This window comes from Streptomyces griseofuscus (assembly GCF_014673495.1).
Lineage (GTDB): Bacteria > Actinomycetota > Actinomycetes > Streptomycetales > Streptomycetaceae > Streptomyces > Streptomyces murinus.
Genome location: NZ_CP051006.1, coordinates 8073168 through 8096489, shown reverse-complemented (window position 1 = coordinate 8096489; position 23322 = coordinate 8073168). Strand labels below are relative to the sequence as shown.

Annotated in this window: 24 protein-coding genes and 3 pseudogenes; 20 read left to right on the top strand and 7 right to left on the bottom strand. The window is 71.8% G+C overall.

Going from position 1 to position 23322, the window contains the following annotated elements:
* The first annotated feature begins 46 nt into the window (after window positions 1–46).
* On the top strand, window positions 47–604 hold the full coding sequence (locus HEP81_RS36715) for a cysteine hydrolase family protein (RefSeq protein ID WP_037661313.1): 558 nt from the start codon (window positions 47–49) through the stop codon (window positions 602–604).
* 36 nt (window positions 605–640) lie between these two features.
* On the opposite strand, the gene HEP81_RS36710 is transcribed toward HEP81_RS36715, so the two are convergent.
* Window positions 641–1750, bottom strand: a complete 1110-nt coding sequence (locus tag HEP81_RS36710; protein WP_051850526.1) for a DUF6745 domain-containing protein — start codon at window positions 1748–1750, stop codon at window positions 641–643.
* A gap of 218 nt (window positions 1751–1968) precedes the next feature.
* Complete coding sequence (locus HEP81_RS36705; protein WP_037661316.1) at window positions 1969–2295, bottom strand: hypothetical protein; 327 nt, start codon at window positions 2293–2295, stop codon at window positions 1969–1971.
* A gap of 175 nt (window positions 2296–2470) precedes the next feature.
* Here HEP81_RS36705 and HEP81_RS36700 point away from each other — a divergent pair, with 175 nt between their 5' ends.
* The 6 genes from HEP81_RS36700 to HEP81_RS36675 are packed head-to-tail and all read left to right on the top strand — an operon-like array spanning window position 2471 to window position 8638.
* A complete protein-coding gene (locus HEP81_RS36700) occupies window positions 2471–3421 on the top strand; it encodes an STM4015 family protein (RefSeq protein ID WP_037661319.1) in 951 nt (316 codons plus the stop codon).
* A 7-nt stretch (window positions 3422–3428) separates the two neighbouring features.
* Window positions 3429–4394, top strand: coding sequence for an STM4015 family protein (locus HEP81_RS36695; RefSeq protein ID WP_037661322.1), 966 nt, complete (start codon window positions 3429–3431; stop codon window positions 4392–4394).
* Window positions 4375–5553 (top strand): STM4014 family protein, encoded by a 1179-nt coding sequence (locus HEP81_RS36690; RefSeq protein WP_037661325.1) that lies wholly within the window; start codon window positions 4375–4377, stop codon window positions 5551–5553. Before HEP81_RS36695 ends, HEP81_RS36690 begins: the two co-directional genes overlap by 20 nt.
* 1 nt (window position 5554) lies before the next feature.
* Window positions 5555–6361: an STM4013/SEN3800 family hydrolase gene (locus HEP81_RS36685; protein ID WP_037661326.1), complete on the top strand. Its 807-nt coding sequence runs from the start codon at window positions 5555–5557 to the stop codon at window positions 6359–6361.
* Entirely contained in the window at window positions 6358–7716 is a 1359-nt protein-coding gene (locus HEP81_RS36680) for an STM4012 family radical SAM protein (RefSeq protein ID WP_037661328.1), read from the top strand. The genes HEP81_RS36685 and HEP81_RS36680 overlap by 4 nt, the downstream gene beginning before the upstream one ends.
* 10 nt (window positions 7717–7726) lie before the next feature.
* On the top strand, window positions 7727–8638 hold the full coding sequence (locus HEP81_RS36675) for an STM4011 family radical SAM protein (RefSeq protein WP_051850521.1): 912 nt from the start codon (window positions 7727–7729) through the stop codon (window positions 8636–8638).
* Here HEP81_RS36675 and HEP81_RS36670 read toward each other — a convergent pair.
* Window positions 8586–9041 (bottom strand): MFS transporter, encoded by a 456-nt coding sequence (locus tag HEP81_RS36670; RefSeq protein WP_051850522.1) that lies wholly within the window; start codon window positions 9039–9041, stop codon window positions 8586–8588. The two genes, HEP81_RS36675 and HEP81_RS36670, sit on opposite strands and share 53 nt — an antisense overlap.
* Before the next feature lie 100 nt (window positions 9042–9141).
* On the opposite strand from HEP81_RS36670, the gene HEP81_RS36665 reads away from it, so the two are divergent.
* A complete protein-coding gene (locus tag HEP81_RS36665; protein ID WP_154823891.1) occupies window positions 9142–9321 on the top strand; it encodes a CynX/NimT family MFS transporter in 180 nt (59 codons plus the stop codon).
* Window positions 9322–9404: 83 nt separating this feature from the next.
* On the opposite strand, the gene HEP81_RS36660 is transcribed toward HEP81_RS36665, so the two are convergent.
* Entirely contained in the window at window positions 9405–10298 is an 894-nt protein-coding gene (locus HEP81_RS36660; RefSeq protein WP_037661332.1) for a LysR family transcriptional regulator, read from the bottom strand.
* Between the two features lie 91 nt (window positions 10299–10389).
* Here HEP81_RS36660 and HEP81_RS36655 point away from each other — a divergent pair, with 91 nt between their 5' ends.
* The 9 genes and pseudogenes from HEP81_RS36655 to HEP81_RS36620 all read left to right on the top strand — a co-directional run bounded on the left by HEP81_RS36655 (window position 10390) and on the right by HEP81_RS36620 (window position 17316).
* On the top strand, window positions 10390–11478 hold the full coding sequence (locus tag HEP81_RS36655; RefSeq protein WP_078967632.1) for an alcohol dehydrogenase catalytic domain-containing protein: 1089 nt from the start codon (window positions 10390–10392) through the stop codon (window positions 11476–11478).
* 158 nt (window positions 11479–11636) lie between these two features.
* Window positions 11637–12599, top strand: a complete 963-nt coding sequence (locus HEP81_RS36650; protein ID WP_190275998.1) for an IS481 family transposase — start codon at window positions 11637–11639, stop codon at window positions 12597–12599.
* Window positions 12600–12641: 42 nt separating this feature from the next.
* Window positions 12642–13513: pseudogene (locus tag HEP81_RS36645) on the top strand (IS5 family transposase).
* A 92-nt stretch (window positions 13514–13605) separates the two neighbouring features.
* Window positions 13606–14145, top strand: a complete 540-nt coding sequence (locus HEP81_RS36640; RefSeq protein WP_037654009.1) for a sensor histidine kinase — start codon at window positions 13606–13608, stop codon at window positions 14143–14145.
* Window positions 14142–14806 (top strand): annotated as a pseudogene (locus HEP81_RS36635) (response regulator). The gene HEP81_RS36640 and the pseudogene HEP81_RS36635 overlap by 4 nt, the downstream one beginning before the upstream one ends.
* 67 nt (window positions 14807–14873) lie before the next feature.
* Window positions 14874–15080, top strand: coding sequence for a DUF7489 domain-containing protein (locus tag HEP81_RS36630; RefSeq protein ID WP_037654008.1), 207 nt, complete (start codon window positions 14874–14876; stop codon window positions 15078–15080).
* Between the two features lie 375 nt (window positions 15081–15455).
* Window positions 15456–15926, top strand: a pseudogene (locus HEP81_RS42440) (sigma factor); the annotation flags it as partial.
* Window positions 15927–15934: 8 nt separating this feature from the next.
* Window positions 15935–16807 (top strand): RNA polymerase subunit sigma-70, encoded by an 873-nt coding sequence (locus HEP81_RS42435; RefSeq protein ID WP_338058776.1) that lies wholly within the window; start codon window positions 15935–15937, stop codon window positions 16805–16807.
* 32 nt (window positions 16808–16839) lie between these two features.
* Window positions 16840–17316 carry an SRPBCC family protein gene (locus HEP81_RS36620; protein ID WP_037654007.1) on the top strand — a complete coding sequence of 159 codons (477 nt, stop codon included), beginning with the start codon at window positions 16840–16842 and terminating at the stop codon, window positions 17314–17316.
* 25 nt (window positions 17317–17341) lie between these two features.
* On the opposite strand, the gene HEP81_RS36615 is transcribed toward HEP81_RS36620, so the two are convergent.
* Window positions 17342–18292 carry an NAD-dependent epimerase/dehydratase family protein gene (locus HEP81_RS36615; protein ID WP_037654005.1) on the bottom strand — a complete coding sequence of 317 codons (951 nt, stop codon included), beginning with the start codon at window positions 18290–18292 and terminating at the stop codon, window positions 17342–17344.
* 71 nt (window positions 18293–18363) lie between these two features.
* Between HEP81_RS36615 and HEP81_RS36610 the strand changes: the two genes are divergently transcribed.
* Both HEP81_RS36610 and HEP81_RS36605 read left to right on the top strand, forming a co-directional pair.
* Window positions 18364–18849, top strand: coding sequence for a MarR family winged helix-turn-helix transcriptional regulator (locus tag HEP81_RS36610; protein ID WP_037654004.1), 486 nt, complete (start codon window positions 18364–18366; stop codon window positions 18847–18849).
* Between the two features lie 72 nt (window positions 18850–18921).
* Window positions 18922–19860 (top strand): amidohydrolase family protein, encoded by a 939-nt coding sequence (locus tag HEP81_RS36605; RefSeq protein ID WP_037654003.1) that lies wholly within the window; start codon window positions 18922–18924, stop codon window positions 19858–19860.
* Window positions 19861–19946: 86 nt separating this feature from the next.
* On the opposite strand, the gene HEP81_RS36600 is transcribed toward HEP81_RS36605, so the two are convergent.
* Window positions 19947–21254, bottom strand: coding sequence for an eCIS core domain-containing protein (locus HEP81_RS36600; protein ID WP_037654002.1), 1308 nt, complete (start codon window positions 21252–21254; stop codon window positions 19947–19949).
* A 162-nt stretch (window positions 21255–21416) separates the two neighbouring features.
* On the opposite strand from HEP81_RS36600, the gene HEP81_RS36595 reads away from it, so the two are divergent.
* The gene (locus tag HEP81_RS36595) at window positions 21417–22466 is read left to right on the top strand and encodes a barstar family protein (RefSeq protein WP_037654088.1); all 1050 of its coding nucleotides are present in this window, start codon (window positions 21417–21419) and stop codon (window positions 22464–22466) included.
* A gap of 6 nt (window positions 22467–22472) precedes the next feature.
* Here HEP81_RS36595 and HEP81_RS36590 read toward each other — a convergent pair whose 3' ends face one another.
* Window positions 22473–23249: a class I SAM-dependent methyltransferase gene (locus tag HEP81_RS36590; protein WP_037654001.1), complete on the bottom strand. Its 777-nt coding sequence runs from the start codon at window positions 23247–23249 to the stop codon at window positions 22473–22475.
* Window positions 23250–23322: the final 73 nt, after the last annotated feature.

The following is a 23322-nucleotide window of genomic DNA, read 5'->3' as shown; positions in this document are numbered from 1 at the left end:
AGACCGCACCACCGCAAGACCACGCGACCGTACGAAAGGCACCACCATGCCCCGCACCGCTCTCCTGCTCATGGACCTCCAGAAATGCCATCTCTCCCATGTGGCCGACGACTACCTCCCCCGCGCCGTGCGTGCCCTGCGCACCGCCCGGGCCGCCGGTGTACCGGTGATCCATGTGGCGCTCCAGCTGCGTCCCGGGCATGTCGACGCCCACCCTCGCAACAAGACCTTCGGCGCCCTGCCGCTGCACCTGTTCACGCCGGACGACCCCGGCGCCGCGATCCACCCGGACGTCGCACCCGCCGACGGGGAGATCGTCGTGTACAAGAACCGGGTCAGCGCGTTCGCCGGGAACAACCTCCAGCAGATCCTTGCCGCCCAGGGCATCGACCATCTCGTCCTGGCCGGGATAGCCACCGGCGGGATCGTCCTGTCCACCGCCCTCCAGGCCGCCGATCTCGACTACCGGATCACCGTCCTGACCGATGCCTGCGCCGACCCCCATCCCGGGCTGCACGACACCCTCGTCAACGACGTCCTCGCCCGACGCGGCGAGGTCACCACGGTCGAGTCCTGGGGACACACGCTCCGCACCGGGGCCTGAGCGGGCGGCGCCGAGGCCCGGCGTGATGCGGCCGGCTCAGGTCTGGCGCATCGGCGCGTACTCCGCCTCCTCCAGGCCGAAGGTCCAGGCGACGCCCTCCCGTGCGGTGCGGGTGCGGGGCGGGACGCGGAGCCAGTAGGTGCGGTGCGTGCCGTCGGGTTCCGGAGTGGAGTTGACGACCTCGACCATCACCTGCGGCTCGTCACCCTCCAGTTCGAGCCGCCAGAGCACGCCCGCCTCGTCCCGCTGCACCGGTGCGGCATCGGAATCCCTCAGGTAGCGGTCGTAGCCGTAGTGCTCCAGCATCACGCGGCGCAGTTCGGCGTTCTCCTCCTCGCGTATGCGCCGGGGCGTCAACCCGGTGAGTTCGTCGAGGAATTCGGCCGGGACCGGCATGCCGCGCCAGGCGTACAGGGCGAAGTCGTCCGGGAAGGCGAGTGCGGGGCCGTCAGCGCGGTCGAGCCGGCCCGCCTCGTCCAGGTGGAGTGCCACGGGGCGCTCGCAGACGACCGCCGTCCTCTCGTACGGCCACCACCAGCCCGCGGCGCGGGCCACCGCGGCGATCCCCGCCAGGGCCTCCCCGCCCTCCTGACCGTCGAACGCGGCCAGCCACGCGGCGTCGTGCTGGCCCAGGACGGCGTCGAGGAGCGTCAGACGGACGGACTGCTCGGCGGCCGCCGCTGCCTTCGCCGCCGCCTCCTCATCGACCGGGGTATCGGTCGCGGCGTCCGAAGCGACCGCGGTGACGGCCAGGTCCTCGATCAGCCCGGTCCGTATCCGCTCGGTCAGCATCACCAGGCCGTCCCACATCTGAGCCCCGGTCAGGGCCCAGTGCTCGGCCCAGCCGTCCGAGCCCAGCCGGTCGAACAGCTGTCGGCGGGCGGTCGCCCAGGGCCGGGTGCGTACCGCGTCGCGGACACTTCGCCCGGCCGTGCCTTCCGTCGTCAGCCGGACGACCAGGGACGCGCCCTCGCGAGGCGAGTCCGCCCAGACGACGGTCTCGGGCTCGGGCAGGCTCGCGAGCCGGTAGGCCAGGCGCACGCCCTCCTCGGCGGCCGCGCGGTCCGCGGGACCGGTCGCCGAGGCAACCGCCCGCCAGGTGTGGGTCGTCTCCGCCGTCGTCACCGCACCGCTCCCCGCCGTCATCACGTCCTCGACTTCCCCGCCCATCGCACTCATCGCTCCCTCGACTTCCTCGATCACCGCCGCCATCGATCCCCCGGCTCTCCCGCCGACCGCCGCCATCGATCCGGCTGCTTCCCCGCCGACCGCCACCATCGTTCCCCCGCTCTCGTCAGCGACCGCCGTCACAGCCGCGTCCCCGTCTTCCTCACCGACCGCCGTCACCGCCGCGCCGCGCCGTCTCAGTCCGCCACGACGCGGACCGCGCCGGGTACGTACTCGCGCTGGCGCACCACGCGGTACCAGCCCTTGGGCAGCGGTATCGCCGCGTGTTCCTCGTGCACCACCCGTCCGCCGTCCGGGAGATGGAGGTAGGCGGTGCCGAACGGCCCGGTCTCGCGGACCAGGGTGCCCGGCCCGACCACGGCGTGCGCGTGGCCGGTGACCTCACCGAGAGCCAGCACCAACCTGCCCCGGGCGTCCCGCGGCTGGCGCGGCAGCCGGTCGGTTCCGGGCGGCACGGCCTCCTCCGCGACGGGCACGATCAGGACGTCTCCTTGCCGGTACACAGGTGTCTCCCTTCCCCGTCGGCACCTCGCCGACCGATGACCACGACGCTACGCGGGGGGTCTGACAACGGCCCCGCGAGCGGCTTTTCCACAGCCCGTCATCCGCGTTGTCAGTGCGGGTTGGTAGAACTCTTGCAACCACCGCACGATCACGGTCCCAGGAGGCCAGCGCGTCATGTCGAACGTCGAGCATCTGAAGGAACTGCACGGCCTCCCGGCCTTCGAGTTCGAGACCGAGCCGAAGGGGGAGCTGCCGGCGGCGGGTGCCGTGGCATGGCGGGTGTCCGTCGATCCGTACGGAGACTCGGACATCGCCTTCGAGGAACTGTGGGACCGCTTCCTGGAGACCGTGGATCCCGCCGGCATACGCGCGATCATCGTGGGCCCGTGGGGCGAGGCGTACGACAACGATTCCGAACTCATCGTGAACCTCCTGGTGAAGGACCGGGAGCGGCTGACCGGTCTGCGCGCCGTGTTCATCGGTGACCTGGAGATGGAGGAGGCGGAGATCTCCTGGATCGAGCAGTCCGATGTCACCCCGGTCCTCGCCGCCTATCCGCTGCTGGAGGAGCTCGGGATCCGCGGCGGCTCCGGGCTGCGCTTCCCCGCGGTGCGCCATGAGCACCTGCGCACGCTCCGGTTCGAGACCGGCGGTCTGCCCGGCGAGGTCGTGCGCGGTGTCGCCGGCAGCGAACTGCCCGCGCTGGAGCACCTCGACATATGGCTCGGTGTCTCGGAGTACGGCGGCGATTCGACGGTGGCCGACCTCGCCCCGTTCCTCGCCGGGGGCGGCTTCCCGGCGCTGCGCCATCTCGGCCTGCGCAACAGCGAGATCCAGGACGAGATCGCCACCGCCGTCGCGAGCGCCCCGGTCGTCGCCCAGCTGACCTCGCTCGACCTGTCCATGGGCGTGCTCACCGACGAGGGCATGATCGCGCTGCTCGACGGGCAGCCGCTCACCCATCTGGCCAAGCTCGATCTGCACCACAACTACGTCACCGAGCCGGTGGCCGAGCGGGTCCGGGCGGCGCTGGAGCCTTCTGGCGTCGAGGTCGACCTGTCCGAGCCCGGCGACACCTGGGAGCACGAGGGCGTCGTGCACCGCTACACCGCGGTCGCGGAGTGAGGCTGACATGACCTTCGCCGATCACTTCGAGACCTTTCACGGACTGCCCGTCTTCACCCTGCCCGAGCCGGGCGGAGAGTCACTTCCGGCCGCGGGCGACGTGGCCTGGCGGCTGGACTGCTTCGAGGCCGGGGACATCCCCTTCCCCGAGGTGTGGCAGAGCTTCACGGACCGGGTGCCGAGCGCGGAGGTCCGGGCGCTCGTCATCGGGCCCTGGTGGGAGGACGAGTACAGCGAACTGCGTCCGGTACTGGAGCTGATCCTGGCCGACGCCGGGCGTTTCCCCGCGCTGCGTGCCCTGTTCCTCGCCGATGTCACCGGCGAGGAGTGCGAGATCTCCTGGCTCCAGCTCACCGACGTCACCCCGGTCCTGGAGACCTTCCCGCTGCTGGAGGAACTGGGCGTGCGCGGCGGCGACTCGCAGGGGCTCGGCGAGGAGCCCCTGTCACTGCGGCCCGTACGCCATGAGGCGCTGCGCGTGCTGCGGTTCGAGTCGGGCGGTCTGCCGGGACAGGTGGTGCGGGCGGTCGGCGCCTGCGAACTGCCCGCCCTGGAGCGGCTCGATCTGTGGCTCGGCGTGGAGACGTACGGCGGCGACGCCACGGTGGCCGACCTCGCGCCCATCCTGGCCGGGGGCCGTTTCCCGGCGCTGCGCCATCTCGGCCTCCAGGACAGCGAGGTGCAGGACGAGATCGCGGCGGCGATCGCCTCCGCGCCGGTCGTGGCCCAACTGGAGTCGCTCGACCTGTCGATGGGCATCCTCACCGACGCCGGCGGCGAGGCCCTGCTGCGCGGCCAGCCGCTCACCCACCTCAAGCGGCTCGACCTGCACCACCACTTCCTCGGCGACTCCATGGCCGAGCGGATCGAGGCGGCCGTCGGCTCCGCCGGGACCGAGGTGGACCTGTCGGAGCGTCAGGAGCCGCACCGGTGGCGGGACGAGGAGTGGCGCTATGTCGCCGTCTCCGAATAACCGGGCCCCCGGCGCGGGCCTCCGGTTCGCCGTCGTCGGCAACCCCGAGAACCGGCGGACCACCATGTTCGCCGACGCCGTACGCGCCGCGGGGCATCCGGCCCCGCGCGTGCTCGCCTGGCGGGACGTGCTGCGCGGGCAATATGACTTCGCGCGAGGCGAGTGGGTGCGGATCGACTCCCCCGGTGAGAATGCCGAGGTCGACCTGCTCCTGCGGGACGTCGACGAGCCGACGCGGGTCGAGGGCACGGCGCTGTGGTACCGCCGCTTCACCTCCGCGGTACGGGAGTTGACGCGAGCGGCGCACCGAGCGGGTGCGGTGCCGAGCGCGGACCCCGAAGAGGTCGCCGTGATGTTCGACAAGCGACGCTGCCATGCCCGGCTCGCCGCCGCCGGTGTCCCTCTGCCGCCCGCGCTGAGCGGCCCGTTCGACGGCTGGGACGGGCTGCGGCGGCAGCTCAAGGAGGCCCGTTTCTCACGGGCGTTCGTGAAGGCGGCCCATGGGTCGTCGGCCTCCGGCGTGCTGGCGCTTTCCATTGCGGGACCGGGGCGGGTCAAGGCGACGACGTCCGTGGAGCGGACCGAGGACGGCCGGCTGTACAACTCGCTGCGAGTGCGCGACTACACCTCGGAGCGGGAGGTCGCCGCCCTGGTCGACGCGCTGGTCCCGGACGGCGTCCATGTGGAGCGGTGGCTGCCGAAGGCCATGTCCGGCGGCCGGGCGGCCGATCTGCGCGTGGTCGTGGTCGCGGGCCGCGCCACGCATGCCGTCGTACGGACCAGCCGGCACCCGATGACCAACCTGCATCTCGGCGGTGCCCGGGGCGATCTCGACGCGGTCCGCACGGCGATCCGGGCCGCGGGCGGCGATTTCGCCGAGGTCCTGGAAGTGGCAGAGCGGGCGGCCGGATGCTTTCCCGGCACGCTGTGCGTCGGCGTGGACATCCTCCCCGCCACCGGATGGCGCCGCTTCACCGTCGGCGAGGTGAACGCCTTCGGGGATCTGCTCCCCCGGCTGACCGGCCTGCCCGGCAGCGGCGCCGAACACCTGGACACCTACGCCGCGCAGGTCGCCGCGGCCCGGACCGCCCTACGGCCGACGGAGCAGGTCGGACGGCGGCCGGAACACGAGGAGCACCACCATGACATCTCCGCTTGACATGACCGAGATCGTGGGCAGCCACGATCTGCTGCTGGTCACGCTCGACACCCTGCGCTACGACGTCGCGCAGGAGCTGGCGGCGGCAGGGCGCATCCCGAATCTGGCCCGGCATCTGCCGGGCGGCACATGGGAGCGCAGGCACGCGCCCGGCAGTTTCACCTACGCCTCCCATCAGGCGATGTTCGCGGGCTTCCTGCCGACGCCGGCCGCGCCGGGTCCGCATCCGCGGCTGTTCGCCGCCCGTTTCGCGGGCAGTGAGAGCACCGCGACGGGCACCTTCGTCTACGACACCCCCGACCTGGTCTCGGGGCTCGCCGCCGTGGGCTACCGCACGGTGTGCGTCGGCGGGGTGGGCTTCTTCAACAAGCAGGGCCCGCTGGGCTCGGTGCTGCCGGGGATGTTCCAGGAGAGCCACTGGGAGCCGGAGTTCGGGGTGGCCTCCCCCACCTCGTTCGAGGCCCAGGTGGCATGCGCCGAGAAGGTCGTCGCCGATCTCCCCGCGGACCAACCGCTGTTCCTGTTCGTGAACGTGGCGGCGCTGCACCAGCCCAACTGGTTCCATCTGCCCGGCGCCACCAAGGAGGCGGGCGACACCCGGGAGTCCCACGCGGCGGCCCTGGAGTACGTGGACCGGCACATGGGCCGGCTCCTGGCCGCCGCCTCCGCGCGCCGCCCGTGCCTCGCGATCGTCTGCTCCGACCACGGCACCGCGTACGGCGAGGACGGCTACACGGGCCACCGTATCGGCCATGACGTCGTCTGGACCGTCCCCTATACCCACTTCTTCGTCGACGAGGCCCGATGACCAGCGCCACCGCGACGGCCACCGCCGTCCGCCCGTACCAGCAGTACGTCTACGCCTATCCGCACAAGACCGCCTATCGCCCGCTGCCCCGTGCGCAGGCGTCGTTGCGCGAGCTGTGGGCGGACGAGCCGAAGGGCGCCCTGTCGCTCTACTTCCACATCCCGTTCTGCGAGGTGCGCTGCGGGTTCTGCAACCTCTTCACCCGGATCGGCGCGCCGGACGGCCTGACCGGTGCCTATCTGGACGCGCTGGAGCGGCAGGCGTCGGCCGTGCGCGAGGCGCTGGGCGAGGGGGCGCGGTTCGCGAACGCGGCCTTCGGCGGCGGCACTCCGACCTTCCTGGAGGCGGCGGAGCTTGAGCGGCTGTGCGATCTGGCCGAGCACGGACTGGGCGCGGACCTGGCCGCGATCCCGCTGTCGGTGGAGGCCTCGCCCGCCACCGCGACCGCCGACCGGCTGGCGGTGCTGGCCGAGCGGGGCACGACCCGGCTCAGCCTGGGTGTGCAGAGCTTCGTGGACGCCGAGGCGCGCACCGCGGTACGGCCACAGCGGCGGGCGGACGTGGAGGCGGCCCTCGCCCGGGTCCGCGAAGTGCGGATCCCCGTCCTGAACATCGATCTGATCTACGGCATCGACGGCCAGACCGAGGAGTCCTTCACCCGTTCCCTGGACGCGGCCCTCGGCTGGCGGCCGGAGGAGCTGTATCTGTACCCCCTCTATGTGCGTCCGCTCACCGGTCTCGGCCGGCGGCGCGAGCGGGCGGTGACCGCCGACGCCGAGTGGGACGAGCAGCGGCTGCGGCTGTACCGGCACGGCCGGGACCATCTGCTCGCGCACGGCTACGAGCAGGTGTCGATGCGTATGTTCCGCCGCGCGGACGCCCCGGACACCGGCGCGGGCGACTACGCGTGCCAGACGGACGGCATGGTCGGTCTCGGCTGCGGCGCGCGGTCGTACACCTCCCGGCTGCACTACTCGTTCGACTACGCGGTGGACATGCACCGCATACGCGGGATCATCGACACGTACACCGCCCGCTCCGCCGACGGCTTCCGGCACGCGGACTTCGGCTGGGAGATGACCGGGGACGAGGCGCGCCGCCGTCATCTGCTCCAGTCGCTGCTCCAGGCCGAGGGGATGCCGGTGGCCGGGTACCGGGACCGGTTCGGCAGCGCGCCCGGCGAGGACTTCGCGGCCGAACTGGACCGGTTCGCCGGGCGGGGCTGGCTGGACGACTCGGCGGGCCCTGGGCTGCTGCGGCTGAGCCCCGAGGGGCTGGCGCACTCGGACGCGGTGGGCCCCGAGTTGTTCTCCGCCGCCGTGCGGGCGCGGATGGCCGCGTACGAGCTGAAGTGACGGCACACGCATGGATCTGACGATTCTCTACCGGGGCCCGCTGGCGTCGTGCGACTACGACTGCCCGTACTGCCCGTTCGCCAAGCGGCGCGACAGCCGTGCCCAACTGACCGCCGACCGTGCCGCGTTGGAGCGCTTCGCCGACTGGGCGGCCGCGCAGGAGGGTGACCGGCTCTCGCTGCTGTTCACCCCGTGGGGCGAGGGCCTGGTGCGGTCCTGGTACCGGCGGGCGCTCGTGGAGCTGAGCCGGTTGCCGCACATCCGCAGGGTGGCGATCCAGACCAACCTCAGCTGCCGCACCGACTGGCTCACGGCCGCCGACCTGGACACGCTCGCGCTGTGGTGCACGTACCATCCGGGGCAGACGCCGTACGACCGCTTTCTCGCCAAGTGCCATGACCTGGCGGCCCGGGGGGTCCGGCACAGTGTCGGCGTGGTCGGCCTGCCCGAGCACCTGGAGCACGCCCGGCGGCTGCGCGCCGAGCTGCCCGAGCAGGTCTATCTGTGGGTCAACGCCGCCGAGGGGCACACCTACACCGACGCCGAGGCCGATGAGTGGACCGCGCTGGACCCGCTCTTCCCGTACAGCCGCCATCCGCACCGCAGCGCGGGCCTGCCCTGCCGTACCGGGGAGTCGGTCATCTCGGTGGACGGGGAGGGCACGGTGCGCCGCTGCCACTTCGTCCGCGCGGAGCTGGGAAACCTGTACGACGGCTCCTATCGAGATGCGCTGCGGCCCCGGGCCTGTCCGCTCGCCATCTGCGACTGCCACATCGGCTATGTCCATCTGGAGACGCTGCCGCTGTACGACGTGTTCGCGGGCGGGGTGCTGGAGCGGATACCCGCCCCGGATCCGGGTCGGGACGCGGTCAGCGGCGGTCGAGGCGGCATCGTCGTTGGCATGCCATCGCCACCGCCATGAACACGGCCGGGACCACCGTGATGCCCAGCAGCAGTCCCAGGTGCGCGGCGTGGGACTGCCGCACGGAGCGGCCCCCGGTGGTGGACACGAAGCCGCCGAGGGCGAGCACCGTGGCATAGACATAGGGGCCGAGCGCGGTCCCGGCGGCCTCGGTGGCGGTCCACACCCCGGTGTAGGCGCCCGCGCGGGCGGCACCGCGGGTCTCGGCGGCCGCCACCGCGTCCGGGACCATCGAGAACGCGAACAGCTGGAGCCCGGCGAAGGCGGTGCCCAGGGCCGCCACCAGCACGGCGGCCCCGGCCGCGCCGAGCCGTCCGCCGGCCGCCGGCGCGAGGGAGCCGGCGACGAAGGCGGCCTGGGAGAGCAGCAGTCCGTTCTGTTTGCTGCGCGCGCCGAGCGCCACCTCGATGGGTGGGTGTGGGTCGTGGCGCTCGGCGTCGGACTCGACGCGGGACAGGCGCTGCCCGGGGTGCTCTGCGCACCTGGGCAGCGATCACGACCAGGTGGCCTCCCTGTCCACCGAGGCCCAGACCTGCGGATTCCTCCTCGCCGCCACCGGCTCAGTCCTCGCCGCCGCACTGCACGCCGCCACCGGGTCGTGGACCGCGCCGCTGACCGCTCTCATCCCCGCCCTGCTCGTCTGCGCGGTGGCGGGGATGCGGGCCGGTCACGACCCCGGGTGACGGCTCGCCCGTATCCGTCCGTTTCCGAGAGACCCCAACCGGTGCTGTCGCGACCGGGGTTCTCTCCTGGGCACCTACCTGGATCAGTCCGCCGAGGTGATCACGCGCAGGACGTCGGTGATCCCCGGGTCCGGTCGGCCGGGGAGCCGGGCCATGAGGATCCGGCGGATCTCGGCCGGCACTCCGTCCACGCGCAGCAGGCTCACGCCGGGCGGCAGCACCGCGGACATGCGGGACGGGATCGTGGTCACGCCGAAACCGCCCGCGACCAGCCGGAGTTTCGTCAGCCAGTCCCGTGTGGTGTGCACGATCCGCGGCCGTCCGGGCAGTCCGGGCCAGACGCCGAGCAGGGGTTCGGTGCTCGTGGACGGCGCGGCGATCCAGGGAGCGTCCACGAGTTCGTCGATGTGCACCTCCGTACGGCCGGAGAACAGGCCGGTCGTCGGTGCTCCCAGCCGCAGTTCGGTGTCCTCGACCGGGTCGATGTGCAGCCGGGGCGACTCGCCGTCGGAGGGCCGGTGCGGTGGGCGGGACGTCAGTACGGCGAGGTCGATCGAGCCCGCGCGCAGGGCCCGGAGCAGGGCGGGTGTGCTGCCCTCGCGGGTGGTCACGGTGAGGTGCGGGGCGGTCGCCGCGAGCCGGGTGAGCACACCGGGGAGGATCACCGCGCCCGCGCTGGGGAACATCCCCAGCCGCACCGGTGCCGTCGGCGCGGCGGAACCGGTCAGCTCCTGCTCGGCCGCCGCGACGGAGTCCAGGATCGTCCGGGCGTGCCGCAGCAGGGTCAGTCCGGCGGGCGTGAGCTGCACCCCGTCGAAGCGGCGCTCGAACAGGACGGCGCCGGCGCTCCGTTCGAGGGCCGCCGCCTGGCGGGAGATCGCCGACTGGGTGTAGCCGAGCTGGGCGGCGGCCGCGGTGAAGCTCCCCGAGTCGGCGACCTGCCGCAGAACCCGTAGAGCCGTGCTGGAGAAGTCCATGCGCACTACGCATACCAGATGTGCCAGATCGTCGCTTGGCGCATGCCCTGTGTATCCCTAGCCTCGCATCAGGCGATCAAGGAGGCCGCAGATGCGAGCAGCAGTTCTGACCGGGTTCGGTGCCCCGCTGAGCGTGCGATCGGTGCCCGATCCCCGGCCCGACGGTGGCGAAGTCGTGGTCGAGGTCCTGGCCACGTGTGTCCTGCCGTACACCGGGGAGGTCCTCGGCGGCCGGCGCAACTATCCGCTCGAACCCCCGGTGGTACCGGGTCCCGGTGGCGTGGGACGCGTCGTGCGGGTCGGCCCGGATGCCACCCGGCTGCGCGTCGGCGACCTGGTGTGGTGCGATCCGACGGTGCGTTCCCGCGATGACGCGCTGACGCCCGACATCATGCTTCAGGGCCTGAGTTCCCGGGGCGAGGGCGGCGCCCGGCTCGCCCGCCATCTGCCCGACGGGGCGTTCGCCGAATTCATGCGGGTGCCCACGGAGAACGTCCACCCCCTGCCGCCCGAAGCGCTGGACGACCCGGCCCGCTGGTCCTCCCTCGTCGTCTACGCCATCCCCTACGGAGGGCTGCTGGCGGCGGGTCTCGAAGCCGGGGAGACGGTGCTCGTCAGCGGGTCCACCGGCAACCTCGGCAGCGCCGCGGTCGCCATGGCGCTCGCCATGGGGGCGGGCCGCGTGATCGCACCGGGCCGCAATCGCGCCGCGCTCGACCTCCTCGCGGACCGGTTCGGCCGGCGGGTGCGGCCGGTCGAGCTGACCGGCGACGAGGAGACGGACCGCGAGGCCATGTCCGCGGCCGCCCAGGGCCCGATCGACGTGGTGCTCGACCTGCTCCCGCCTTCCGCGCCCAGTTCGGTGACGCGGACGGCGGCCCTGACCGTCCGCGAGTTCGGCCGGGTCGTCCTCATGGGCGGCGTCGGCATGCTCGGCGGCGCGGACCTCGCCCTTCCCTACCCCTGGCTCATGCGCAACTCGGTCACCGTGCGCGGCCGGTGGTCGTGCCCGCGCACGGCGAACGTCGGTCTGATCCGGCTCATCGCCTCCGGGACGCTCGACCTCTCCCCCGACCTGATCCGGACCTTCCCGCTCGACGCCGTGAACGAGGCCGTCGCGTACGCGGCCGCGCACAGCGGCCCGTTCGACCGTACGGTCCTCACGCCGCGCGCCGGTTGACGGCCGCAAGCGGCACTGCCAGGAAGGCGGTGCCGTACCCGGCCCTAGGTGTGCTGTCCCGGGACGTTGGTGACACGCGTGCTGGGTGCTTGAACAGGTGAGGGCCTTCTGGGTTCGGTGTGAATTGCGACATCTGCACCAACGCCCAGGAGGCCCTCGTGTCCCACCGTAATGCCCCGCTGACTCCGACCGGCAGGCTGCGTCTGGCCCGGTGTGTCGTGGACGACGGCTGGCCGCTGCGGCAGGCCGCGGAACGCTTCCAGGTCAGCCATACGACCGCCGCCCGCTGGGCGAACCGCTACCGGCAACTGGGCGAGGCCGCAATGCACGACCGCTCCAGCCGCCCGCACAACAGCCCGCGCCAGACTCCTGCCGCGGTCGAGCTGCAAGTCGTGCGGCTTCGGCGCCAGCACCGGATCGGGCCGGTGCGGCTGGCCGCCCGAGCCGGTGTCGCCGCTTCCACCGCCCACCGCATCCTGGCCCGGCACGGCCTGCCCGCCCTGGCCGCCACGGACCGGGCCACCGGCGAGCCCATCCGCCGCTACGAACGCTCCCGGCCCGGCGAACTGGTCCACATCGACGTCAAGAAACTCGGCCGCATCCCCGACGGCGGCGGCCACAAAGTCCTCGGCCGGGCGGCCGGCAGCCCGAACAAGGACCGCCGCAACGGAGCCGGCTACGCCTACCTGCACACCGCCCTGGACGACCACACCCGCCTCGCCTACACCGAAGACCTGCCCGACGAAACCGCCGCCACCTGCGCCGGCTTCCTGCGGCGAGCAGTCGCCTGGTTCGCCGAATGCGGCATGACCGTCGAACGCGTCCTGACCGACAACGCCTGGGCCTACACCAAGAACACCTGGCGCGACACCTGCCGCGACCTGGGTATCAGCCCCCGCTGGACCCGGCCCTGGCGCCCGCAGACCAACGGCAAGGTCGAACGCTTCCACCGCACCCTGCTCGACGAATGGGCCTACCACCGGCCCTACACCTCAGACGCCGAACGACAGGCCGCGTTTCCCGACTGGCTCGACTGGTACAACTACCACCGACCCCACACCGGCATCAGCGGCCAACCACCCGCCAGCCGCGTCACCAACCTGTCCGAACAGCACACCTAGGCCGTGTTTTGAAAGAGCACCGCCGTCCGTGATGATCTTCGCGTGGGGCGGGGAGATCTGTCAGACGATCAGTGGGCCGTGCTCGAGCCGCTTCTGCCGGCCTCGGCGACGACCGGCAGACCTTCCAGGTCGAAGCGGATGCTGATCAACGGAATCCGGTGGCGGGTGCGGACCGGGGCTCCGTGGCGGGACATCCCGTCCTGCTACGGGCCCTGGCAGACGGTCTATGGGCTGTTCCGCCGCTGGCAACGCACCGGCGTGTGGGCGGGACTGCTCACCAAACTCCAGGCGCGCGCCAACACGCTGGGCCGCATCACCTGGACCGTGAACGTCGACTCCACCGTCTGCCGGGCCCACCAGCACGCCGCCGGGGCCCGTCGGGACGGCGACGCCCAGAAGGAACCCCCGGGCGGCCTGGTGACGGGCCGCCGATCACGCCCTCGGCCGGTCCCGGGGCGGCCTGACCACGAAGATCCACCTGGCCTGCGAGCAGCGCCAAAAGCCCCTCGCCATCCTGATCACAGCGGGCCAGCGTGGGGACTCGCCGCTGTTCACTGCCGTTCTGGAAGCCATCCGCGTGCCCTGCGACGGTCCCGGCCATCCCCCGCACCCGTCCGGACAAGATCCGCGCGGACAAGGCCTACGGCTCGCGCGCGAACCGCGCCTACCTGAGGCGACACAAGATCCAGTGCACCATCCCGGAGAAGAAGGACCAGGTCGCCAACCGCGGGAAGATGGGCTCGCGCGGGGGCCGACCGCCGAAGTTCGACAAGGTCGACTACCGCGAGCGCCACGCGGTGGAGTGCGGGATCAATCGCCTCAAGCGCCACCGGGCCGTCGCCTGCCGCTACGACAAACTCGCCGTCCGCTTCCAGGCGAGCGTGCTCATCGCCGCGATCGGCGAGTGGCTGTGAGGCGCCTGCCGTCGGGCAGCATGCCATGCCGACCTCGACAGCACCCGTGCCCCTCGGAGGATCCGTGGCCGCCACCTACCGCCGTGCCGACGATGGTGGTGCAGGCCGCTGCGGCCGACGACGTGTTCGAATCGAACCCGCAGCAGGCCCGGGCGGCGCTGCGCCGCACCGAGGAGGCCGGCCGCCAGGCCCTGGCCGAACTGCGCGGGTTCCTGCGCACGGTGCGAGCCGACGGCGGCGCGAACGAGGCCGCACTGCAGCCGACGCTGGACGACGTGCCTCGGCTCACCGAGACGATGAACCAGGCCGGGCTGGCGGTGACACTGCTGCGGGAGGGCGACGGCCAGGTGCCGCCGGGTGTGTACCGGATCGTGCAGGAGGCGCTGACCAACACGCTGCGCCACGCCCGGGCTTCGTCGGCGCAGGTCCTGCTCGACATCGACGAAACGCAGGTGAGAGTGCGCATCACAGACGACGGCCGAGGCGGCGCACCGGGCCGGGGCGGTGGTCATGGACTGGTGGGCATGCGCGAGCGGGCCACGCTGCTCGGCGGCACGCTGTATTCCGGACCCCGGTGGGACGCCGCCGGCTTCGAGGTGGACGCCCGGCTTCCGATCCGGGAGGGATCATGACCGTCAAGGTGCTGATCGCCGACGACCAGGCGCTGGTGCGCTCCGGCTTCCGGATGATCCTCGAGGCCCGCGACGACCTCGAGGTGGTGGGCGAGGCGGGTGACGGCGCGGAGGCGGTCCGGCTGGCCACGCAGACCCGGGCCGACGTGGTGCTGACGGACGTGCGGATGCCCGGCCTGGACGGCATCTCGGCCCCCGCCCGGCTCAGCACGGCGCCGCACCCGCCCAACGTGATCATCCTGACCACGTACGATCTGGAGGAACCGCTGTACTCCGCGCTGCGGGCCGGAGCCAGCGGCTTCCTGCCCAAGGACGCACGACCGGCCGACCTGGTCGAGGCCGTGCGAGTGGTGGCGGACGGCGAGGCCCTGCTGGCACCCACCGCGACCCGGCGGCTGCTGGAGCGGTTCCTGGCCACCGATGTGACCCCGCCCGCGTCAACCGACGGCCTCGATCATCTCACCGAGCGCGAGCGCGAGGTGCTGGCGTTGCTGGCCCGAGGCGCCTCCAACGCCGAGATCGCCGCCCGCCTCACCGTCACCGAGGCCACCGTGAAGGCCCATGTCTCGCCGTCCTGCGCAAACTCCGGGTCCGCGACCGGGTCCAAGCCGTCGTTCTCGCCTACGACCTCGGACTGGTGCGCGCCCGGCTCTCATCCTGAAGTCGCAGGCACAAGATCCCTCTCCCTCCCGAGGTGCCGGATCCCGTTAGCGCCCTAGCGTGGGCGTATGGCAACGCGAGAGAACACCTGGCACGGCACGGTCGTGAAGAAGTCACGCGCCCTGCTCGACGGCTCCAACCTCTACCGACGCCTCGAGCTGCGACTCGACGACGGGACACTGATCAAGGTCAAGGTGGATCCGGACCTGTGGAAGCAACTCAGCGTGGGTGATCGGCTCGTCAAGCGAGAGGGTGAGGATCCGCAGCGCGGCTGACCCTGCCTTGCACGGACAAGGCAGGGTTCACCACGGACGACGGCCCGGGGGTTGCGCGCTCTCGACGGCCCCGGCGTGCACACCCCGGGACATCGAACTCGCGATGCACGTGTCCGTTATGGCATCGTCTTGTGGCTCAAGGGCCGGAGCCGCCCAGAGCCAACGAGCTGAAGACGGCACTCCGCGGCGGACTGCGACAAGGTCCAGGCGAGCTCGCCCTCGGTCGCGACGGCCGCGACCGAGGGCTCGGCGGCGTCGTGCAGCCGGACCGCCGCCGGCCGGCGACGAGCTGCGCCGGATCTGCGACGCCTGGGCCTGCCCCTCCTATGCTCTATTCCGTCACGCCATATCCCCGTGACGAGGACTGGAGCCCTGATGCAGGAACGCAGGTGTCAGAGCTGCGGTGGCGTACTCGCCCATCGCGGACGCGGCCGGACCTCCGTCTACTGCTCGGCGGCCTGTCGGCAACGTGCCTACCGTCTGCGCAGCACCGCGGAAAGCCAGACACCCGCGGCCGTCCTCGCGGACATCAAGCGCCAGGTGGCAGGACTGGCGCTGGAGCCGCCAGCGGCGTTCCGCGCCGATGCCGAGGCATTGGCGGCGTCAGCGCGCCGGCTGCGACGCCTGGCACAAAACGTCACGCAGGTTCCTGTGACGAAATCGGCGGCACCACCCCCACGCCTGGAGGATGAGGCGGACTTCGCCTCCCTGGTGGGGACCCACCGCGCGTGGCTGCACCTGCACTGCTATCGCATGGTCAGCTCCTACGACGACGCGGAGGACCTCGTGCAGGAGACCCTGCTCAAGGCATGGCGTGACCGGTCGGGCTTCGAGGGCCGTGCAGCGACCCGAACCTGGCTCTACCGGATCGCCACCAACGTCTGCATCGACCACTGCGCCGGACAGGCCGCCGACCGCAGCGTTATCAACCCGCCCCCGGCGTCGACCCCGGAGGCCGGGAGCCTCCGGAACGTCAAGCCTGGTTGCAACCCTATCCGGACCGGTTGCTCGACGAGTTGTCGGCCGAGGACGAACAGCCGGAGGCCGCCGCTGTGTCGCGGGAGACCATGGAACTGGCCTTTCTCGCCGCTCTCCAGCACCTGCCACCCCGTCAGCGTGCCGTGCTGATCTTCCGTGATGTGTTGGATCGTCAGGTGGAGGAGACCGCGATGCTGATGGACATGAGCGTCGCTGCCTGCAACAGCGCATTGCAGCGCGCCCGACACACTCTGCGGGAACGGTTGCCGCAGCGGCGGGTGGACTGGACGGCAGGGGACCACGGCCGGCAGGAGCGGGACATCGTACGCCGCTACATTGCCGCGGCCGAACGCGAAGACGTGTCGATGATGGCCGGCCTGCTCAGCGTCGACGTGCTGGTCACGATGCCGCCCAACCCGGTCTGGTTCGACGGGCGGGACGCGTTGCTCAAGCAGCTCGGGCGCATCTTCGACTCGACGTCCCCGGGGTACTTCGGGCGCTGGAGGCATCTGCCGGTCGGGGCAAACCGGCAAGCGGCCGTCGCCGGCTACGTTCAGCGGCCGGGAACCTCGGTGTTCCGTGCACAGATGGTCGATGTGCTGCGGATCGAGTCCGGCCAGATCGTCGAGATCACCACGTTCGAAGCGCACCTGGTCACCGCCTTCGGCCTCCCCCTCACGCTGCCGGCCGAACACCTCGGCAACACGACACCGATGACGGATCTCCCCGGCGGACGTCCAACTCTGTGAAAGCACCGCCCACACGGGAACCAGGAGAGATCATGACCACGCAGAAGATCCAGATCGAGCGCACCTACCCCGCCGCCCCGGAGATGATCTGGGAACTGTGGACCACCGCCGCCGGCATCGAGGCATGGTGGGCACCCGAGGGGTTCACCGCGCACGTCGACGCACTGGACCTGCGCCCCGGTGGAACCCTGACGTACACCATGACGGCCACCGGCCCCGAGCAGGTGGCGTTCATGGAAGGAGCAGGTCTGCCGCTGAGCACCACCTCGCACAAGACGTTCACTCATGTCGAACCCACCCGGAGCCTGGCCTACACCACGCTCGCCGACTTCATCCCCGACGTCGAGCCGTACGAATTCCTCACCGAGGTCCAGCTGCGTCCGACCACCGACGGCGGAACGCACGTGACCATGACGGCCGACACCATGCACGACGAGGAATGGACCCGGCGACTCGCGGCCGGACGAGCCAACGAGATGGACAACCTCGGGAAGGTCGTCGGGTCCTAAGGACGGTGATCTTTCAAAACACTGCCTAGCGTTCGTTGCCCGCGCGCAGCCATGCGAGGTAGTCGGCGGCGGCCGCGGCGGTGTCGTACTTCGGGGTGAAGCCGGTGTCCTCGCGCAGGCGGGTCGTGTCGAGCCACTGGCGCGGTGTCGTGGTGTCGCGGGAGGGCAGTGCGGTGTGGAAGCCGGGCTCGGTGGCGGCGATCGCGGCGATCACCTCGGCGTTGCTCGTCGCCCGGCCCGAGCCGACGTTGTACGTGGTGTGGCGCAGCTCCGGTGTGAGCTGGAGGAGGGCGAGGGCACGGCCGGTGTCCTTGACGTAGCAGAGGTCGAGCGAGTCCTCGGCGTACGGCTGGTGTGCGAGGCCGGACAGGTCGGGGGTGGTGCGATGCGCGGCGGCGTGGACGAGTGACGAGGCCGGGAAGAAGGGGTCGGGCAGGTGGCCGCCCGGACCCCAGGTGCCGGAGATGCGCGCGGCGACGATCTCGATGCCGGACTCGGCCGCGAGCTGTCCGGCGAGCAGTTCGGTGATCTTCTTCAGGGTCGGGATGGCGTGGAAATGCCGCATCGGCAGCGGCAGGTCCTCGCCGAGCGCGCCGTCGACAGGCACGCCTCCATAGACGCCGATGGTGCTGGCGACGACGACACGCCGTACGCCCCATTCCTTCGCGACCCGCACGATGTTGAGGAAGCCGTCGAGCGCGCGTCCCGCGGCCTCGACCGCATCCTCGTCGTCCGCCGCCCATGGCGGTGTGATGGCGAGATGGACGATGCCGGTGATCGCGTACCGGCCGCCCACCGCGCGCAGGCTCTCCAGGTCGGCGATATCGCCCTGCGCCATCGCCGCGGGCACGTCGGCCAGCCGCGGTGGCAGGGCGGGGGTGCGGCGCTGGAGGAGCACGCATTCCTCGCCCGTCTCGTGAAGCGCGCGAACGGTGTGCGAACCGATGAAGCCGGCTCCGCCTGTCACAAGAATCATCACGGTCTCTTCCGTCAGTCCAGCTGATTGTCAGTGCTACTGATTATCAGCCTAGAGGTAGGATGTGGGGTATGCCAACCCCCGCCCCGCATGCCAAGGAGCCGCACGACGCGCTCGGGTACCTCGTCAAGCACGCTCACCTGCGGCTGACGGCGCTGACCGATGCCGCGCTCGCCCCGCTCGGCGTCGACAGCAAGGACTTCGGCGTGCTGCGTGTGCTCGCCGGGCGTGAGCCGATGTCGCAGCAGGCGGTCGCGGCGAAGCTCGGCGTCGACCGCACCACGATGGTCGCCCTGATCGACGGCTTCGAGGCCAAGGGGATCGTCATCCGAAAGCCCGATCCGGCCGACCGCCGGCGCAACGCCATCGAGCTGACCGGGCCCGGGCTCGCGCTCTACCGAAAGGCCGACGCGGCGTATCTCGCGGCGGAGGACGAGTTCCTCGCCCCGCTGGACGCGACCACGGCCGCGCTGTTCCGGCGGGCGCTACGGGCCGTACTCGCGCCGCCGACGCCGGACGGACGCGATCGACATGACCGGGGACGCGGATTGGCGTAACGGGCGGCGCGGATCGACGTGACCGGGGACGTGGATTGACGTGACCGGCGGCGCGGGACGATCGTGGGCGCCATGAACGATCACCGACCGGCCTTCGCCGACCTCGCCGAAGGCACCTGCGCGAGCCGCTTCGACGAGGAGGCCGCCGAGGTCCGCCGCTTCTGGGGCCGGCTCGGGCTTCCCGGTCTCATCGACGTCCATACGCACTTCATGCCCGAGCGCGTCCTGGACAAGGTCTGGGAGTACTTCGACGCACAGGGTCCGCTGACCGGCGGGCTGGCCTGGCCGATCAGCTACCGGCAGCAGGAGGCGGAACGCGCGGAGGTACTGCGGCGGTTCGGCGTCCGGGCCTTCACCGCCATGCTCTATCCGCACAAGCCCGACATGGCCCGGTGGCTCAACAGCTGGGCGGCCGACTTCGCCCGGCGGACCCCCGACTGCCTGCACACCGCCACCCTGTTCCCCGAGCCGGGCGTCGAGACGTACGTGCGCGAGGCGGTCGAGGCGGGCGCGCGGGTGTTCAAGGCGCATGTGCAGGTGGGGGCGTACGACCCCGCGGACGAGCTGCTGCGGCCGGCCTGGGGAGTGCTGGCCGAGGCCCAGGTCCCCGTGGTGATCCACTGCGGGTCCGGACCCGCGCCCGGCAAACACACCGGCCCCGGACCGATCGCACGGGTGCTGGCCCGGCACCCGGGGCTGCGGCTGATCGTCGCGCACCTGGGGATGCCCGAGTACGAGGACTTCCTCGGTCTCGCCGAGCGCTACCCGGAGATACGGCTGGACACGACGATGGCGTTCACCGACTTCACCGAGGCACTGATGCCGTTCCCCGGCCGGGCCCTCCCCCGGCTCGCGGACCTCGGCGACCGCGTCCTGCTCGGCTCCGACTTCCCCAACATCCCCTACCCCTACCTCCATCAACTCCACGCCCTGGAGCGGCTGGACCTCGGAGCGGAATGGCTGCGGGCCGTCTGCCACCACAACGCGGCGAAGTTGTTCGGGCTGGGATGACACCGGCGCGCCCCGGTGGCCGCCCCGTCCTTGCCGTCGCTCCGCGGCTCCTCCGCGCCCGGCGCGGTCCGCTCACCGCCCGGCCGTCACAGATCGGGGTTGGGGTTGATGATCACCGTGGTGGCGCTGACCCCGTGGTAATACATCTCCTCGCCGGTCCAGTAGCCGTGGAACGACTCCCCTCCGCCGTTGACGGTGTACATCCGGGCCGCGGCGGGCTCCAGTTGCTCCTCGGCGCCCGCGAACGCCTCCAGGGTGACGCAGTCGTCACCGTCCCTCGCGACCACCGCGGCGGCGTGGAACTGGCTCATCTCCCGCTCTCCCGGCCGCAGCGCGACGATCACGAACGCCTGGCCCACCTGGGGGTTCGCCGCTTCGTCGCGGGCGCCGGTGAACTCCCTGGCCATACGGCGGTTGGTGCCGTCGTTGGGCTGGCCGAAGAACTCGGTCCGGTCGCCGTGCCTGTTGCTGTGGGTGTCGATCGTGCTGGCGTACTCGCCGTGCGGCAGTTGGTTGACCCGGTTGTTGATGATCTCCTCGGCCACATGCAGGCACTGGTTGAGCACATCACCGCCCAGCGAGTAGCGGTGGTAGGTGTTCCCCAGGAACTGAGCCTGCCGGTTGTCCGCCTGGAGGGCCGGGGCGATCGCGCCGAGGGCGTCGGCCCGTACCCATATATGGTCCGCGCCGTCATCGATGGCGAAAGCCCCGTTGACCGAGACCCGCAACTCACCCATGTCGTCCACGTCCTGGTCCGTGAACCGCTGCACCGACCCCTCGCCCCCCGCGACCGACCTGCCCGCGGCCTCCTCCTGCTCCCGCCGGGCGGCGGGCACCGGACCGGCGAGCACCCGGTGGGCGTTGGCCTCGGCGGCCCGCTCGAAGCGGTCGGCGGGATCGCTGACCCGCAGCCCGTCGCCGGTCGGGGTGCCCGCGACCGGGCCCTGCCGCTGCTGGACGACATGGGTCAACTCATGGGCGAGCGTGTGCCGGTCGGCGCCGCCGGGTCCGATCACCACATGACTGCCGGACGTGTAGGCGCGGGCGCCGAGGCCCGCGGCGGAGGACTGCGCGGCGGCGTCGTCATGGACGCGTACATCGGAGAAGTCCGTCCCGAACCGCGCCTCCATCTCTTGGCGCACCGGCTCGGCGAGCGGTCGTCCGGGAGCGCGCAACACCCCTTGTACGGCGGACCGTTGGACCGCCGCCTCCTCCTCCGCGCCATGTCCGCCCGCGTCCTGGTTCCGGCGCAGCATCTGGACGACGGCCGCGTTGCCGACGCTGCGCTGGAGCGGCGCCAGCGTGCCCGGAGCCTGCCGTGTCGCGGCGGCCGGAGCAGGCGGCTTGCGGATGCCGGTGCGCTCGGCCGCCTCGGCGCTGTCTCGGGCGTGCATACGGGCTCCTTCGCTAGGCTCCGCCCCTTGGATACAGGCCCTTGGCGACGGGGGCCAGGTACGCGAGGGCAGAACAGTTGCCCAAAAAGGCGGTGGTGGCTCGTGGTTGGGGATGCGGACGCGGCATCATTCCCGGGTGCACGAGGATCGTCGCGGTACACGCTGACCGACCCGGAGAACGGGGGTTCCTTCGGCGTCTGTGCCGAGGTCGAGGGGTTGTTCGGGGATCCCGGGCGCGTGACCTACGAGTTGTTCGGCTGGGCGCCGCGGGCTCGGGTGCGCGGTTGGGTCGGCGACCGGGTGTGGCTGGTGCCGGACGACCAGGCGCTCGGCCCCTGGCTGCTGGAGGACGCGGAGAGCCAGGACCTGGGCCGCTCCCCCGGAACGGACAGTCTCGTACTCACCGGCCTGGACGACTGCGAGGGGCCGCCCGAGGGACATCGGGAGCGCGTACGGGTGCACGACGGGCGCCGATGGCTGGGCTCCTGCCGGGAGTTCACCCGCGTCCTGCCGGCCGCCGAACCACCGGCGCCCCGGCTCGTCCTGCGCGGGCTCGCCCCGGCGGAACGGCTGCGGGCTGCGCTGTCGAAGGGCACCCGGGGGGCCCTGGATCTGGGGGAGGCCGCGCTGGAGATACGCGACGACCAGGGGGAGCCGCTCACCCAACGCCTGCTCCACGGCAAGGTTTTCGCCTGGCGTCCGTCCCGGTACGGTACGGAGCTGATCGACCTGGAGCTCGACAAAAGCCTCTGCATGCCCGTCCCGGGGTACGCGCGGCCCGTCTGGGAACGGTGGCTCGCCGGGGCGCCGGACACCCCGGGGGCCTGGACCGGTCTCGGCACCAGACAGCGTGGGGCCTGGCTCGGCCTCGTCCAGGAACGGGGCTGCCGACGCACCCACCGTGCCCGGCCGGCCGGTCACGCCTACGAACTCGACGGCCGGTACATCACCGACGGACCGGGCCTCCATCTGGCGCTCGGCGAGGCGGTGAACGGTCCTGGCGGCTACTTCGGCGGCTGCGTCGCCGCCCTGGCCGACTGCCTGCGCGGCACCTTCGGCCACACCGCCCCCGCGACCCTGCACTGGCGGCACTCGGCCACCGCACGGGCACATCTGTCCCGGGCCCTGACCCCGGACGGCGACCCCTACGACCTGTTCACCGCGGTCCTCGAAGCCCTGGCCGACGGAGGCATGGACGTCACCCTGGCGTGAGGTGCGTCAGCCGCCGGAGACGGCCCGGTCGGATTCCAGGACGAAGAACAGGAAGCACAGGAAGCGTGGCGCGGCCGCGATGGCTTCGGGGAACAGTTCGCGGGCGGCGGGATCGGGGGCCGGCTCGCTGATGACCGTGATCCGGAAGCCCGCCGCGGTGAAGGCGTCGGTCATCGCGTGCAGCGGCCGGTGCCAGCGGCTCATCAGGGCGGTACGGCCGCCCATGGTCCACTCGTCGGTCCAGTTGGTGGTGTCGAAGTAGTTGTACTCGGCCTCGCGGCCGGCTTGGCGGTGCATCAGGTTCATCGCGAAGGGGTGCTCCACGGACGCGATCAGCCGGCCGCCGGGCTTGAGCACGCGGCGCAACTCGGACAGCGCCGGTGCCCAGTCCTTCAGATAGTGCAGCACGAGGGACGCCATGACGTCGTCGAACGTGTCGTCGGCGTAGGGAAGAGGGCTGCCCAGGTCGGCCACCCGGAGGTCCGCGTCGTCGCCGAGCCGTCTCCTGGCCAGCTCCACCATCCCCGCGCTCGCGTCGAACCCGCTCACCAGAGCCCCACGGTCCCGCAGCGCCGCGGACAGGGGTCCGGCACCGCAGCCGACGTCTAGGATCCGCCGCCCGGCCACGTCCCCGGCGAGATCCAGCATCGCGGGCCGCTCGTAGTGGGCGTTGAGCAGGTTGGTCTCGTTGTCGGCCGCGTACGCCTCGGCGAAGCCGGTGTAGTCATTGACCTTCGGCGAATCCACGGCCACCGCGGACGCCGGGGCGGGGTGAGAAATCATGGTGGGAGAGACGTGTGCGGCGGGCGCCCGGTTCCTGGTTCGTGTGTTTCGTGCGCCCCCGTCCGCCAAGGGA

Bases quoted from the DNA above. Each gene is read 5' to 3' on its own strand.
- HEP81_RS36715 (WP_037661313.1), top strand. From the start codon at position 47: ATGCCCCGCACCGCTCTCCTGCTCATGGACCTCCAGAAATGCCATCTC.
- HEP81_RS36710 (WP_051850526.1), bottom strand. From the start codon at position 1,750: ATGACGGCGGGGAGCGGTGCGGTGACGACGGCGGAGACGACCCACACC.
- HEP81_RS36700 (WP_037661319.1), top strand. From the start codon at position 2,471: ATGTCGAACGTCGAGCATCTGAAGGAACTGCACGGCCTCCCGGCCTTC.
- HEP81_RS36695 (WP_037661322.1), top strand. From the start codon at position 3,429: ATGACCTTCGCCGATCACTTCGAGACCTTTCACGGACTGCCCGTCTTC.
- HEP81_RS36690 (WP_037661325.1), top strand. From the start codon at position 4,375: ATGTCGCCGTCTCCGAATAACCGGGCCCCCGGCGCGGGCCTCCGGTTC.
- HEP81_RS36685 (WP_037661326.1), top strand. From the start codon at position 5,555: ATGACCGAGATCGTGGGCAGCCACGATCTGCTGCTGGTCACGCTCGAC.
- HEP81_RS36680 (WP_037661328.1), top strand. From the start codon at position 6,358: ATGACCAGCGCCACCGCGACGGCCACCGCCGTCCGCCCGTACCAGCAG.
- HEP81_RS36675 (WP_051850521.1), top strand. From the start codon at position 7,727: ATGGATCTGACGATTCTCTACCGGGGCCCGCTGGCGTCGTGCGACTAC.
- HEP81_RS36660 (WP_037661332.1), bottom strand. From the start codon at position 10,298: ATGGACTTCTCCAGCACGGCTCTACGGGTTCTGCGGCAGGTCGCCGAC.
- HEP81_RS36655 (WP_078967632.1), top strand. From the start codon at position 10,390: ATGCGAGCAGCAGTTCTGACCGGGTTCGGTGCCCCGCTGAGCGTGCGA.
- HEP81_RS36640 (WP_037654009.1), top strand. From the start codon at position 13,606: ATGGTGGTGCAGGCCGCTGCGGCCGACGACGTGTTCGAATCGAACCCG.
- HEP81_RS36630 (WP_037654008.1), top strand. From the start codon at position 14,874: ATGGCAACGCGAGAGAACACCTGGCACGGCACGGTCGTGAAGAAGTCA.
- HEP81_RS36620 (WP_037654007.1), top strand. From the start codon at position 16,840: ATGACCACGCAGAAGATCCAGATCGAGCGCACCTACCCCGCCGCCCCG.
- HEP81_RS36615 (WP_037654005.1), bottom strand. From the start codon at position 18,292: ATGATTCTTGTGACAGGCGGAGCCGGCTTCATCGGTTCGCACACCGTT.
- HEP81_RS36610 (WP_037654004.1), top strand. From the start codon at position 18,364: ATGCCAACCCCCGCCCCGCATGCCAAGGAGCCGCACGACGCGCTCGGG.
- HEP81_RS36605 (WP_037654003.1), top strand. From the start codon at position 18,922: ATGAACGATCACCGACCGGCCTTCGCCGACCTCGCCGAAGGCACCTGC.
- HEP81_RS36600 (WP_037654002.1), bottom strand. From the start codon at position 21,254: ATGCACGCCCGAGACAGCGCCGAGGCGGCCGAGCGCACCGGCATCCGC.
- HEP81_RS36590 (WP_037654001.1), bottom strand. From the start codon at position 23,249: ATGATTTCTCACCCCGCCCCGGCGTCCGCGGTGGCCGTGGATTCGCCG.